Origin of the sequence: Lutimaribacter degradans, from assembly GCF_023703375.1 — a bacterium.
Taxonomy (GTDB): Bacteria; Pseudomonadota; Alphaproteobacteria; order Rhodobacterales; family Rhodobacteraceae; genus Lutimaribacter; species Lutimaribacter degradans.
In genome coordinates, this window is record NZ_JAMQGO010000004.1 from 20,161 (window position 1) to 33,702 (window position 13,542).

Consider the following 13,542-nt stretch of genomic DNA (forward strand, 5'->3'; position numbering starts at 1 on the left):
GCTCTATCTACCTCGCCTTTCGATGAAATCTGTCACTTTTCCGACCAACAGGGGTGCCAGCGCGGGCGTTATGATGTGGCCCATGCCGGGGATGATCTCCAGCTCGGCCCCGGGGATGAGAGCCGCGATTTCCGTCCCCGCCTCGGGCGGGATCAGCGCGTCGTCGGCACCGTGGATCACGTGGCAGGGCAGATCGACCGCGCGCAGGTCTTCGCGCCGATCGGGCGATGACAGGATCGCCAGCAATTGCCGGTTCACCCCCGCCGCATCCGCGCCCCTGTCATAGGCACGGCCCGCGAGTTCGCGAAAATAACTGTCGGACGCGGGAAAGCCGGGGCTGCCCCACGCGTGATCGCCCGCCAGGGCGGTCTCGATGTAGCCCGCCCTGTCCTGATCGCGGCTCAGCAACTGGTCGATACCGCCCTGCCCCGTGAAGGCCGCGCGCGTCATGACGATGGAGGCGCTCTGTAGTCGCTCGGCGTGATCCATCGCCAGCACTTGCGCGATGCCACCGCCCATCGAGATGCCAAGAACATGCGCCCGGCCAATTTCCAGCGCATCCATCAAGCCCACCACGTCGTGGGCCATGTCATCAAGGCCATAGGCGGCTTGCGGCACCTCGCCCCGAGCCAGCGTGGCCAGGATCGTATCGGCCTGCCCGTCCACACCCGGCGCCGGGCAGCGCGCGGAAAGCCCAACGTCGCGGTTGTCGAACACCACCACGCGAAACCCGCGCTTGGCAAACCCCTGCAACAAGGCATCGGGCCAATGGATCAACTGGCTGCCAAGCCCGCGGATCAAGACCAGCGGCACACCGTTTCGCGGCCCGTGCTCTTCCACCTCCAGCGTGATGTCATTCGCGGTGATGTGCATATGCGCCCCCCTTTTCAATGCCAGCCTGCCGCCACCGCCATGCCGGCACAAGCCCCGTGACGTTGGGGCATTTGCTGCCCACCCGATTGAAATGCCCCGCCCGGCGCCCCTAGGCTGCTGCCAACCAAAACGAGGAGGACAGGGATCATGGCCGAGGCCTATATCTTTGATGCCGTGCGCACGCCACGTTCCAAGGGCAAGCAAGGCGGAACGCTGAACGAGGTCAAGCCGATCCGCCTGCTGGCCGGACTGCTGGAGGGGCTGCAACAGCGCCACGATCTGGATACAGCGCGGGTCGACGACGTGGTGATGGGCTGCGTCGCGCCGGTTCTGGAACAGGGCAGTTGCATCGCCAAGGCCGCCGCGCAATCGGCAGGTTGGGATGAAAGCGTGCCCGGCGTGCAGCTTGACCGGTTCTGCGCTTCCGGGCTTGAGGCGGTGAACATGGCCGCCGCCAAGGTCGGCTCGGGGCAAGAAGACCTGGTTGTCGCAGGCGGGCTGGAATCGATGAGCCGCGTGCCCATCGGCTCGTCGGGCGGGCCGATGTTCGCCGACCCCGAATTCGTGCTCGATCACAACTCGGTGCCGCAAGGCATCGGGGCCGACCTGATCGCCACGCTCGATGGCTACTCGCGCGAGGATGTGGATGCCTTCGCCGTCGAAAGCCAACGCCGCGCGGCCCATGCGCGCGACAGCGGCTGGTTCGACCGATCGGTCATGCCCGTCCGCGACGAAAACGGCGCCACGATTCTTGAGCGCGACGATTTCATCAAGCCCGGCACCGACATGCAGACGCTTGGCGCGTTGAAACCCAGCTTTGCCCAGATGGGCGCGTTGGGAATGGACGAGATGGCGATTGCCAAGTACCCGCAGGTGAACCGCATCAACCACGTACACACGCCCGGCAACTCGTCGGGCATCGTCGATGGCGCCAGCGCCGTGTTGATCGGCAGCCAGCAGGCGGGCCGCGATATCGGGCTGACACCGCGCGCGCGCGTCGTGGCCACCGCCGTACTGGCCACCGATCCGGTGATCATGCTGACAGGCCCAGGCCCGGCGGCCCAGAAATGCCTGGCCAAGGCCGGGCTGACCCGCGAAGACATCGACATCTGGGAAATCAACGAGGCTTTCGCCTCGGTCGCGCTGCGTTACATGCGCGATCTGGATATCGACCACGAGATCACCAATGTCTGCGGCGGCGCCATCGCCATGGGCCACCCGCTGGGCGCGACTGGCGGCGCGCTGGTTTCCACCGTTCTCGATGAACTTGAACGGCGTGACGCGCATCGCGCAATGATCAGCCTGTGCGTCGGCGGCGGCATGGGCATTTCAACACTTATCGAACGGGTGTGACCATGGGTGAATTTCGCTACGAAAAAGACGCCGACGGCATCGTCACAGTCACCATGGACATGGACGGCCCCGTGAACGCGATGAACGCCCAGTTCGACGGGCTTTACCAGGACATGACCGACAGGCTTTGCGCCGAAGACGGGCTGACGGGCGTTGTGCTGACCTCGGCCAAGAAGACCTTTTTCGCCGGTGGCGACCTGAAATGGCTGATCGGGGTGCAGCCGGGGCAGGAACAGGAAATCTACGAGAATGTCGAGCGCACAAAGGCCAACATGCGCCGGTTGGAAAAGCTGGGCGTGCCGGTCGTGGCCGCGATCAACGGCGCGGCCGCGGGCGGCGGGTTCGAGATCTGCCTGGCCTGTCATTACCGCATCGCGGCCGACCTGCCGCAGGTCAAGATCGGGCTGCCCGAGGTTACGCTGGGCCTGCTGCCCGGTGGCGGCGGCGTGGTGCGCATGACCTACCTGCTGGGAATCGAGGGGGCGATGCCCTTTGCCCTCGAGGGCCGGATGGTCAGCGCGCAAAAGGCGCTGAACGCAGGCATCGTTCACGAAGTGACCGAAAGCATCGACGCGCTTGTGCCGCGCGCCAAGGCCTACATCACATCGGTCGCGGGCGATGCGGCGGCCTGCACCCAGCCTTGGGACGACCGCAAGTATCGCATTCCCGGCGGGCCATCGAACACCGCCGCAGCGGCACCGCGCCTCGCGGTAGGGTCGGCCATGCTGTACAAGAAAACGCGCGACCTGCTACCCGCGCCGGGCAAGATCATGGATATCATGGCCAATACCGCCTCGAATGTCGATTTCGACGGCGCGCAGCGTTATGAAAGCCGGCAATTCGCATCGCTGGTGCCGCTGCCGGTGACCAAGAACATGATCCAGGCCTTCTTTTTCGACCTCAACAAGGTCAATGGCGGGGCCGCGCGGCCCGGCGATGTGCCGCAGTCGAAGGTGGGCAAGCTGGGTATCCTCGGTGCGGGCATGATGGGCCAGGGCATCGCCTATTCCGCGGCCATGGCTGGCATCGAGGTGGTGCTGAAAGACACCGGCCTTGACGCCGCCGAACGCGGCAAGGGCCATACCGCCAAGCTTCTTGAAACGCGCGTGGCCAAGGGCCGGATGGAACAGGCACAGGCCGACGCGGTGCTGGCCCGGATCACGCCCACCGACAGCGCCGAGGCACTGGCGGGCTGTGACCTGATCATCGAGGCCGTGTTCGAACGCATCGACGTGAAAGAATCGGTTCTGGCCGAACACGAGACACTTTTGGGCGACGCCGGTTTCTGGGGCTCGAACACCTCGACCCTGCCGATCGGTCGCCTGGCGCAAGCCGCGACCCGGCCCGAAAAGTTCATCGGCCTGCATTTCTTTTCGCCGGTCGACAAGATGCCCCTGCTGGAGATCGTCGTGGGTGAAAAGACTGATGATGAAACCCTGGCCCGTGCCTTCGATTTCGCGCGCCAGATCGGCAAGACACCCATCGTGGTGAATGCCAGCACCGGCTTTTATACCTCGCGCACTATCGGAACCAAGATGGACGAGGCGGTGCAGATGGTCGCCGAGGGGCTGGACCCGGTGCGCGTGGAAAACCTGTCGCGCGCGGTAGGCTTTCCGACGGGCCTGCTGACGCTTTACGACGAGGTGAAACTGTCCCTCGCCCTCGACATCTTCGACACGCAACTGGACATGGGCCTGCGCCGCGCCGAGGATGACCCGACACCCGAGGCCCGCAGCCTGTTGCGCGCGCTGGTGGCCGAGGGCCGCAAGGGCCGTGGCACGGGCGGCGGGTTCTTCGACTATTCCGACGATGGCAAGGCCCCCTGGCCGGGCCTGGCCCAATGGCGCAAGGCGGATGCCGATATCCCCGACGCGGACATAAAGGACAGGATGCTGTTCCGCGCGGTTCTGGAAACCCTGCGTTGCCTTGACGAGGGCGTTTTGCGTGCGACGGCGGATGCCAATATCGGCTCGATCATGGGTATCGGCGCCCCCGCCTGGACGGGCGGCTATGCGCAATTCGTCGAAACCTACGGACGGGCGCGGTTCATCGCCCGCTGCGAGGAACTGGCCGCCGAATACGGGCCCCGCTTCGCGCCGCCCGAAAGCCTGCGCAAGGCCGCGTGATCAATTGCGCCGCGCAATTTGCGGCGCAAATCACCCCGGGATTTCGCCGGCAAGATGAAGTTGCAACGCATCTGTCAACGCCTCGGGCGTTGTCCACTGGGCCATCTCGCCCGCGTAGCCGATGAAAGCCGCGCGTTTCTCGGCGGCCACGGCAATGACGACATGGCTACCCTGCTCCAGTGCGCGGGCGATCAACGGGGCGAAACCGCGGCCCGTTTCCTCTTGCTTGCCAAACCGATTGACAAAAAGCACCCGCGCGCCCGGCAAGGTTTGCCCAACCTGCTGTGCCACCTCTTCGAGGCTGCCGGGATCGAGGGAGCAACCGTCGGCCCCTGCCCCCAGATCTTGAGAGATCACCCGCGAAAAACGGTGCGCCGCGTCATGCAGCACCATCTGGTCCTTGCCGCCCCGCACCCAAGGCGCGCGGGATTGCAGAACGCCGGCAACGGGCACGCCCTGTGCCAGCAAGCGGTCGCGCGTATCGGCCAGCGCCGCGTCGGTGCCCGGACTGCTGGACATGGCAAGAATAAGCGGCATCGTGGTTTTCCCGAAAGGCGATATGCGGCACAGTAGCCCGATCCGCCTTGCAGGAGACATGCGACACCATGACCGACCCGATTCCCGCCGTGATTGTTGCCGGTGGCCTGGCAAGCCGCATGGGCGGCGGCGACAAGGCGCTGCTGCCATTGGGGAACGCGCGGGTCATCGACCACCTGCTTGCACGGCTGCGCCCGCAGGTGGGCGACATCGCACTGAATGCCAATGGCGTGCCGGACCGCTGGGCCGACCTGGGAGTGCCGGTGTTGCCCGACCCGGTGCCAGACCGCCCCGGCCCGCTGGCAGGCATCCTTGCGGCGATGCAATGGGCGCGATGTCGTGGCGCAACTCAGGTGCTCACCGTGGCGGGCGATACGCCTTTTCTGCCCGGTGACCTGGTCACCCGGTTACGCACCCCCGGCGCGGCCGCCTATGCCTTGGACAGGCACGGGCGCGCCCATCCGGTTTGCGGTATTTGGCCCGTCACCTGTGAGCACGAGTTGCGCCAACGCCTGGCGCGCCGCGAACACCGCATGATGGCCTTCTGCCATGCGATCGGGGCGGCGCCCGTCGCATTTCCCGACCCCGCGCCGCCTGCCTTTTTCAATATCAACACACCGCAAGAGCTGGAACAGGCCGCCCGCTGGTTGACCCCCGCCGATCAGCCAATCAGCGCATCACCCGGATCGCGGCGGTCGTAATGGGCCTTGAGCCGTTGTAGCGCAATGCGCAGCACGATCTTGCCCGAGCGGGCCGACCAGCCCATGCGCTTTTCAGCCGTTTCCAACCCTTCGAGATAGCAACAGCAGCGCAACGCCACGTCGCCCAGGCCCGGCCCCAACGCGGCAAGCGCGGTCGCCACGCGGTCACGCGCCGCCTCGGAACCGCGCATGCCCGATTTCGAGCCAGCGAACGATCCACGCTCGCTGCCGGTCAGGAACCTGTCCCAGTTCTGCGTCACCCGTGGCCCCATCTGCGCAAGTTCGAAGTCCTCGCGCAGACGCTCACCCGCGGCCACCAGTTCGAAGCTCAGAAAGGGTTTGCCGTCACGATCCTTGCGGCGGGCCAGCGCCGTCAGCGGCGACTCGGCGGCGTTGTAACGGATGCGCCGCTGCCTGGCATTGCCGTCGGCCACCACCCGTTCATCCCAGATCCGGTGCTGACCGGCAAACCCGGCCTGCGCCTCGGCAAAGCCCGGCTGGGCGTTGCTGCTTTTACCAAGCATCTCCGACAGCGCCGCCCGCCCGGCTGCCGTGATCGCGTAGCGCGAAACGCGGCCCGGAGCCTCGCAGGTGATCCAGTCTTTCAGCGCCATCGCCTGCGCCACGTTTCGCGCGACAACGGCCGATCGGCTGCTGCCGTCGGGGGCGTCTCTCACCACCACGGCCTTGTCCAGGTCGGCCGCGACCGCCAGTATCGCCCCCCGTTCGGTCAGTCGGCGCAAGATACGCATCGCTTCGGCGCGCAATGTCTCTTCGTCGGGGGGCAGATCGGTCGGCATGTTCTGAGCATTCATGAGGCGGCAATCCCTTTCGCTTTCCTGCCGGCACGGGCGGAACACCGATTTGCCAAGATGGCGCAGCGCCTCGTCGACCAGCGTATCTTCCCGGCGGCTTTCCATTCGCCGGATCTGACGTAGAACGGTCGATGCGTGGCATCCGGCATGTCGCGCCAATTCGCGGATCGGCAGGCCAGCCTCGGTATGCGCCAGGTATCTCGTGGTGGCGGCCGGCACCCAGTCCGGCATTGGCGCGCATTGCTGTTTCAGCATCGGTTCGTCCCATTTCCTCCAGTGAAAAGGTCAACGTATCTGTCTTGGTTTTGCAGCGATCATCCCAGGAATTATTAACAAATTGGGGAGTAAAGCTTGCCTGTCCGTTAACCATTTCCGGTTTGGCAAGTTTCGTTAGGAAATGGTGAATGGTGGGAAAACCCAGCGCGCGCTGCCCCGCCTTGTCGCGCAACACCCGCTTAGGTTGTGATTGATTGCTTGGGTCATGCCAAGGAGGACATCATGCAAGACATCGCCACCATGCTGGGAAGCCTGCACCGCCCAAGGCTGCTTTTGCGCGCGGCACGGATCGGGGCTCATGACTATCGCCGCGGCGCGCATTTGCGCCCGCTGTTGAAAACCGCGACGCTGCCGGTGGCCGGGGCCGCGGTGATGGCGCTGCTTGAGATCGAGCAGGAGATGGACGACGCAAGACGCCGGGGTGATGCGGCCTATTCGCCGCGCCACCATGTCTCGGTTCTGATCGCGCTGATGGGCGAGGCCCGCCAGATGCGCGCCTCGCAATCAGGGGCCGACCCTAGCTGAAGGCGTCGGGCTCGGATGCCTTCTTTTCGGCCACGTAGGCAGCCAACGCCTCGGCAACCGCCGGGTCCATCCCGGGCTGCTGGTAATCGGCCAGTAGCTTTTCCACCCGCGCGGCGGCCAGGGTCACGGTGTCGCGCGCGCCCTCTTCCGACCAGGTTTCGTAGGGTTTGTAATCCAGCACATCGGTTTTCCAGAATGCCGATTTGAAATGCGCCTGCGTGTGCGCACAGCCCAGGAAATGCCCGCCGGGCCCGACCTCGCGCAGGGCATCCATGGCCTGCGCCTGCGTATCCATCGCCACGCCCTCGGCCAACTTGTGCAGCGCGCCAAGCTGGTCGGCATCCATGACGAATTTTTCAAAGCTCGACACCAATCCGCCTTCCAGCCAACCGCAGGCGTGCAGCATGAAGTTGACGCCCGACAGCAGCCCCACGTTCAACGTGTTGGCCGTCTCATAGGCCGCCTGCGCATCGGGCAGTTTCGACCCGTTGAACGACCCCGCCGACCTGTAGGGCAACCCAAGGCGCCGGGCCAGTTGGCCCGCGCCATAGGTGATCTGTGCCGCCTCGGGCGTGCCAAAGGTGGGCGCGCCGCTATTCATGTCGATCGACGTCACGAAGGCACCGAAAATCACCGGGGCACCGGGGCGGATCAACTGGCTGTAGGCGATGCCGGCCATGACCTCGGCCAGAACCTGGGTCAGCGTGCCCGCCACGCTGACAGGGGCCATCGCACCGCCAACGATGAAGGGCGAAATGATGCAGGCCTGGTTGTTGGCCGCATAGATTTCCAACGCGCCCATCATCACGTCGTCAAAGGTCAGCGGCGAGTTGATGTTGATGAGCGAGGTCATCACGGTGTTGTCCTGCACGAATTCCTTTCCGAACAGGATCTCGCACATCTCGACGCTGTGCTGGGCACGGATCGGGTCGGTGACCGACCCCATGAACGGCTTGTCCGACAGGGTCATATGCGCGTGCAGCATGTCGAAGTGGCGCTTGTTCACCGCCACATCCGTGGGTTCGCATACCGTGCCGCCGGAATGGTGCAGCCATTTCGACATGTAGCCCAGTTTCACGAACTTCCGGAAATCTTCCATCGTGGCGTATCGGCGGCCGCCGTTCACGTCGTGCACGAAGGGCGGGCCATAGACCGGGGCCAAGACCAGGTTCCGCCCGCCGATTTCCACGTTGCGATCCGGGTTGCGCGCGTGCTGCGTGAACTGCGAGGGCGCCGTGGCACATAGTTTCCGTGCCAGGCCACGGGGGATGCGCACGCGCTCGCCGGTGACATCGGCCCCGGCGTCGCGCCACCGTTCAAGCGCCTTTGGGTTATTGACGAAATTCACCCCGATCTCTTCCAGCACCGTTTCGGCGTTGGTTTCGATGATTTGAAGCGCCTCTTCGTTCAGCACCTCGAAATTGGGAATGTTTCGTTCGATATACTTGGCCGTTTCGAACGAAACCGCGCCTCGGGCGGCGCGGCGCGCGGCGCCGCCTCCGCCTCGGGCGCGTTTGCGGGGTGCTTCTGCCTCGGCCATCGAAAAATCCTCCATAGGCGTCATCCTTGCGCGATCGGGGTTGGCCTTTGCATATCGCACCGGCTGCTGGCGCTGCGGCGGATTTGCGGCGCTTGAGGGGAGAAAGCGACATTCACGACCGACATTTTCCGCCATCCTTGCCGCTTGCGCGCGGCCGCGCTTGGCCGTATTCCCCTGCCATGACCCAGCATGACCGCCTCTTGATCATCGATTTCGGCAGCCAGGTGACGCAGCTTATCGCGCGTCGCCTGCGCGAGTTGAACGTTTACTGCGAAATCCACCCCTACCAGAAGGTCACCGACACCTTCCTGGAAGAGTTCGCCCCAAAGGCGATCATCTTTTCGGGCGGCCCCGACTCGGTGATGCGCGAGGGCAGCCCCCGTCCACCCAAACGCGCCTACGAGATGGGCGTGCCGATCCTCGGGATATGCTATGGCCAGCAGGTCATGATGCATGATCTTGGCGGCAAGGTAGAGGCCGGTGAACATGCCACCGCCGAGTTTGGCCGCGCCTGGGTAACGCCGGCCGATGGCCCGCGCCCCGATTTCCTGGCAGGCTGGTTCATGGACGGCTCGGGCCGAGAGCAGGTCTGGATGAGCCACGGCGACCATGTGTCTGAAATTGCACCGGGTTTCCAGGTTCTTGGCACGTCTCCCGGCGCCCCTTTCGCGATCACCGCCGACCTGGAACGCCGCTTTTACGCGGTGCAATTCCACCCCGAGGTGCACCACACGCCGCACGGCAAGACGCTGTATGAAAATTTCATCCGCGATGCCGGGTTCACCGGCGACTGGACGATGGCCAGCTACCGCGACGAGGCGATCCGCCTGATCCGCGAGCAGGTGGGCGACAAGAAGGTCATCTGCGGGCTTTCCGGCGGGGTCGATTCCTCGGTGGCGGCGGTGCTGATCCACGAGGCGATCGGCGACCAGCTGACCTGCGTCTTCGTCGATCACGGGCTGTTGCGCCTGAACGAGGCCGAAGAAGTGGTCACCATGTTCCGCGATCACTACAATATCCCGCTGATCCACGCCGATGAATCCGAACTGTTCCTGGGTGAGCTTGATGGCGTAAGCGACCCGGAGGAAAAGAGAAAAACCATCGGTCGGCTGTTCATCGACGTGTTCCAGAAATACGCGAGCGAGATCGAGGGCGCCGAGTTCCTGGCCCAGGGCACACTGTATCCCGACGTGATCGAATCGGTATCGTTCAGCGGCGGGCCAAGCGTGACGATCAAAAGCCACCACAATGTCGGCGGCCTGCCGGAAAAGATGGGTCTGAAACTGGTTGAGCCGCTGCGCGAGCTGTTCAAGGACGAGGTGCGCGCACTGGGGCACGAGCTGGGCCTGCCTGCCAGTTTCATCGGGCGCCACCCCTTCCCCGGCCCGGGCCTTGCCATCCGCTGCCCCGGCGAAATCACCCGCGAAAAGCTGGAGATCCTGCGCAAGGCCGACGCGGTCTATATCGACCAGATCCGCAAGCACGGGTTGTATGATGAAATATGGCAGGCTTTCGTGGCCATCCTGCCCGTGCGCACCGTGGGCGTGATGGGCGACGGGCGCACTTATGATTACGCCTGCGCGCTGCGCGCCGTGACAAGCGTCGACGGCATGACCGCCGATTATTACCCGTTCAGCCATGATTTCCTGGGCGAAACCGCGACGCGCATCATCAACGAGGTTCGTGGCATCAACCGCGTCACCTATGACGTGACAAGCAAACCCCCCGGAACGATCGAGTGGGAGTGACCCTGACCCAAGTCACCCCGCCCGCCGGCCGGCACGTCATCACCGGGGCATTCGCATGATGACGCGCTCGCATCACAGCGCACCGGGCATGACGTGCCCATGGCCCCTCGGCCGCCTTTCTACCCAGGGACAGGTCCAGGAATAAGGAACCCAGGTGCATGGAACCCACTGGCCGCAACGTGTTGATCGCCGCGCTCTGGATGACCGGGGCGATTGCCTCGTTTTCCTCGATGGCGGTGGCGGGGCGGGCTGTCAGCTTCCAGCTCGATACGTTCGAAATCATGATGTATCGCAGCTTTGTCGGGCTGGTCATCGTGTTGGTCGTGGCGGGTCTGTCGGGCACGCTGGGCCAGGTCACACGGCAACACATGGGGCTGCACCTGGTCCGCAATATCGGCCATTTCACCGGGCAGAACCTGTGGTTCTTTGCCGTAACGGTTATTCCGCTGGCACAGGTTTTCGCGCTGGAATTCACCTCGCCGCTCTGGGTGCTGGTGCTGTCGCCGCTGGTACTGGGCGAGCGGTTCACCCGGGTGCGGTTGATGGCGGCGCTGCTTGGGTTCATCGGCATCCTGATCGTGGCCCGGCCCAGCCCTGAAAGCCTGAACATAGGTGTGCTGACCGCCGCGCTTTCGGCGATCGGTTTTGCCATCTCGATCATCTTCACCAAGCGGCTGACGCGCACCGTGACGCTGACCTGCATCCTGTTCTACATGACCGCGATGCAAGCGGTGATGGGGTTGGCTTGCGCCGGGTTCGATGGTGACATCGCCCTGCCCGATGCCTCTACCCTGCCCTGGCTGGTGCTGATCGGTTGTGCCGGTCTTCTGGCGCATTTCTGCCTGACCAGCGCGCTGTCGCTGGCCCCCGCCACGGTCGTCGTTCCGCTCGATTTCGCGCGCCTGCCACTGATCGCGGTGGTTGGGATGCTGTTCTACGGCGAGCCGCTGGATGCACTGGTGTTCCTGGGGGCGCTGTTCATTTTTGGCGGCAACTACCTCAATATCTGGACCGAAACCCGCAAGGTCCGCGTCGCCGCATGGCCTTTGCGCGGCTGAGCCGGCCCGGTATCCTCGTTCGGAAACGCGGTCGCCGCACGCCTTGGCGCGGTTCGGGTGGCCGACGGGCGATGGCCGGACATTCCGGCGCGGGCGATAGCGTTTGACCGTCACCGCCCGCCCGGATAACTAACGGGGTCTAACAACACGGGCCCGGACCATGCTTTATTCTTCTGCCGATGACTGGCTGCGCGCCCCGCGCAAAAGGGTGCTCTTCTTTGCCATGTCGGGCCTGGGCAAGACCCATGTGTCGAACATGCTGCGCGCGGCGGGCGACTGGTTTCATTATTCGATCGATTACCGGATCGGCACGCGCTACATGGGCGAATACATCACCGACAACGCCAAGGCACATGCCATGCAGGTTCCATTTCTGCGCGATCTGCTTCTGTCGGATTCGATCTATATCGGCTCGAACATCACTTTCGAGAACCTCACCCCCGTTTCGACCTACCTGGGCAAGCCCGGCGATCCGGCCAAGGGTGGGCTGCCCTACGCCGAATACACGCGCCGCCAGGCACAGTTTCGCATGGCCGAGATCCACGCCTTGCTCGATACCGCCTATTTCATCGACCGCGCCGAGCGGCTATATGGCTATCCGCATTTCGTCTGCGACACCGGCGGATCCATCTGTGAATGGGTCGACCCCGATGACCCCGACGACCCGCTTATGGCCGAGCTGTCGAACAACACGCTGATGGTCTGGATCAAGGGCGATGATGCCCATACCGCCGAGTTGATCCGCCGCTTTGACCGCGCGCCCAAGCCGATGTCTTACCAGCCCGAGTTCCTGGATCGCGTCTGGACCGAGTATCTGAACCAAAACAAACTGGAAGAGGGCGAGGTTGACCCAGACGCCTTTATCCGCTGGACCTATGCGCAGGCGCTGGCCCATCGCCAGCCGCGCTATGAAAAGATGGCGCGCAACTGGGGCCTGACCGTATCGGCCGATGACGTGGCCCGCATCACCACGACCGAGGAATTCGACACCCTGATCGCAGACACGCTTGCCGGGCATTAGACCGGCGCTTATCTCACCTCTTTTGCAACGCGGATACCTGAACCAATGCCTATCAAACTGCCCTCTGACCTGCCTGCCTTCGACGTTCTGACGCGCGAAGGTGTGATGGTCATGTCCGAGGACGCGGCAGCCCGACAGGATATTCGCCCGCTGCGCATCGGCCTGCTGAACCTGATGCCGAAAAAGATCCAGACGGAAAACCAGTTTGCCCGCCTGATCGGCGCAACGCCCCTGCAGATCGAGTTTTCGCTGATCCGCATGAGCGAACACGCCGCCAGGAACACCGCTGCCGAACACATGGAAGCGTTCTATCGCCCCTTTTCCGATGTCGCCGCCTCGGGCGAGAAATTCGACGGGCTGGTCATAACCGGCGCCCCGGTCGAGCACCTCCCCTTTGAAGAGGTCACCTATTGGGAGGAACTGACCCGCGTATTTGACTGGACCCAGACGCATGTGCATTCCACCTTTGGCGTTTGCTGGGGCGGCATGGCGATGATCCATTACCTGAACGGCGTGCCCAAGCACATGCTCGACCACAAGGCATTTGGCTGTTTCCGGCATCGCAACCTGGCACCCGCCTCGCCTTACCTGCGCGGGTTTTCCGACGATTGCGTGATTCCGGTCAGCCGCTGGACCGAGGTCCGCCAGGCCGATGTCGACGCGGTGCCCGGGCTGACCACCCTGCTGGGCAGCGATGCGGTCGGGCCTTGCCTGGTTGAAGACCAGGGACATCGCGCGCTCTATATTTTCAACCACCTGGAATATGACAGCGGCACGTTGAAAGAAGAATACGACCGCGACGTATCGCGCGGCGCCGATGTAACCCTGCCGGTGAATTACTACCCCGATGACGACCCCGCGCGTCAGCCGCAAAACCGCTGGAGAAGTCACGCCCACCTTCTATATGGCAACTGGATCAACCAGATATACCAGACAACGCCATATGAGATGTCACAGATCGGCAATTAG

12 protein-coding genes are annotated in these 13,542 nt (G+C 64.0%); 8 read left to right on the plus strand and 4 right to left on the minus strand.

The features are described from left to right. Positions 1-3: 3 nt before the first annotated feature. Complete coding sequence (locus M8744_RS08035; protein ID WP_251412615.1) at positions 4-873, minus strand: alpha/beta fold hydrolase; 870 nt, start codon at positions 871-873, stop codon at positions 4-6. Between the two features lie 147 nt (positions 874-1,020). Here M8744_RS08035 and M8744_RS08040 point away from each other — a divergent pair, with 147 nt between their 5' ends. Continuing rightward, positions 1,021-2,226 carry an acetyl-CoA C-acetyltransferase gene (locus M8744_RS08040; RefSeq protein WP_251412617.1) on the plus strand — a complete coding sequence of 402 codons (1,206 nt, stop codon included), beginning with the start codon at positions 1,021-1,023 and terminating at the stop codon, positions 2,224-2,226. Positions 2,227-2,228: 2 nt separating this feature from the next. Beyond that, the gene (locus tag M8744_RS08045; protein ID WP_251412632.1) at positions 2,229-4,352 is read left to right on the plus strand and encodes a 3-hydroxyacyl-CoA dehydrogenase NAD-binding domain-containing protein; all 2,124 of its coding nucleotides are present in this window, start codon (positions 2,229-2,231) and stop codon (positions 4,350-4,352) included. A 30-nt stretch (positions 4,353-4,382) separates the two neighbouring features. On the opposite strand, the gene M8744_RS08050 is transcribed toward M8744_RS08045, so the two are convergent. Beyond that, a complete protein-coding gene (locus M8744_RS08050) occupies positions 4,383-4,889 on the minus strand; it encodes a DUF2478 domain-containing protein (RefSeq protein ID WP_251412635.1) in 507 nt (168 codons plus the stop codon). Between the two features lie 68 nt (positions 4,890-4,957). Here M8744_RS08050 and mobA point away from each other — a divergent pair, with 68 nt between their 5' ends. Next, positions 4,958-5,590 (plus strand): molybdenum cofactor guanylyltransferase MobA, encoded by a 633-nt coding sequence (mobA, locus tag M8744_RS08055; protein ID WP_251412644.1) that lies wholly within the window; start codon positions 4,958-4,960, stop codon positions 5,588-5,590. Here the strand turns inward: mobA and M8744_RS08060 are convergent. Next, positions 5,551-6,660, minus strand: a complete 1,110-nt coding sequence (locus M8744_RS08060; RefSeq protein WP_251412647.1) for a DUF6456 domain-containing protein — start codon at positions 6,658-6,660, stop codon at positions 5,551-5,553. The two genes, mobA and M8744_RS08060, sit on opposite strands and share 40 nt — an antisense overlap. Positions 6,661-6,903: 243 nt before the next feature. On the opposite strand from M8744_RS08060, the gene M8744_RS08065 reads away from it, so the two are divergent. Continuing rightward, positions 6,904-7,206, plus strand: coding sequence for a DUF6477 family protein (locus M8744_RS08065; RefSeq protein ID WP_251412650.1), 303 nt, complete (start codon positions 6,904-6,906; stop codon positions 7,204-7,206). Here M8744_RS08065 and M8744_RS08070 read toward each other — a convergent pair. Then, positions 7,199-8,746, minus strand: coding sequence for a trimethylamine methyltransferase family protein (locus M8744_RS08070; RefSeq protein ID WP_251413758.1), 1,548 nt, complete (start codon positions 8,744-8,746; stop codon positions 7,199-7,201). The two genes, M8744_RS08065 and M8744_RS08070, sit on opposite strands and share 8 nt — an antisense overlap. 179 nt (positions 8,747-8,925) lie before the next feature. Here M8744_RS08070 and guaA point away from each other — a divergent pair, with 179 nt between their 5' ends. The 4 genes from guaA to metA all read left to right on the plus strand — a co-directional run bounded on the left by guaA (position 8,926) and on the right by metA (position 13,542). Next, positions 8,926-10,494, plus strand: coding sequence for a glutamine-hydrolyzing GMP synthase (gene guaA / locus M8744_RS08075; RefSeq protein WP_251412664.1), 1,569 nt, complete (start codon positions 8,926-8,928; stop codon positions 10,492-10,494). A 158-nt stretch (positions 10,495-10,652) separates the two neighbouring features. Continuing rightward, entirely contained in the window at positions 10,653-11,552 is a 900-nt protein-coding gene (locus M8744_RS08080; RefSeq protein WP_251412667.1) for a DMT family transporter, read from the plus strand. Between the two features lie 160 nt (positions 11,553-11,712). After that, the gene (locus M8744_RS08085; RefSeq protein ID WP_251412670.1) at positions 11,713-12,573 is read left to right on the plus strand and encodes an ATPase; all 861 of its coding nucleotides are present in this window, start codon (positions 11,713-11,715) and stop codon (positions 12,571-12,573) included. A 45-nt stretch (positions 12,574-12,618) separates the two neighbouring features. Beyond that, positions 12,619-13,542, plus strand: coding sequence for a homoserine O-acetyltransferase MetA (gene metA, locus M8744_RS08090; RefSeq protein WP_251412684.1), 924 nt, complete (start codon positions 12,619-12,621; stop codon positions 13,540-13,542).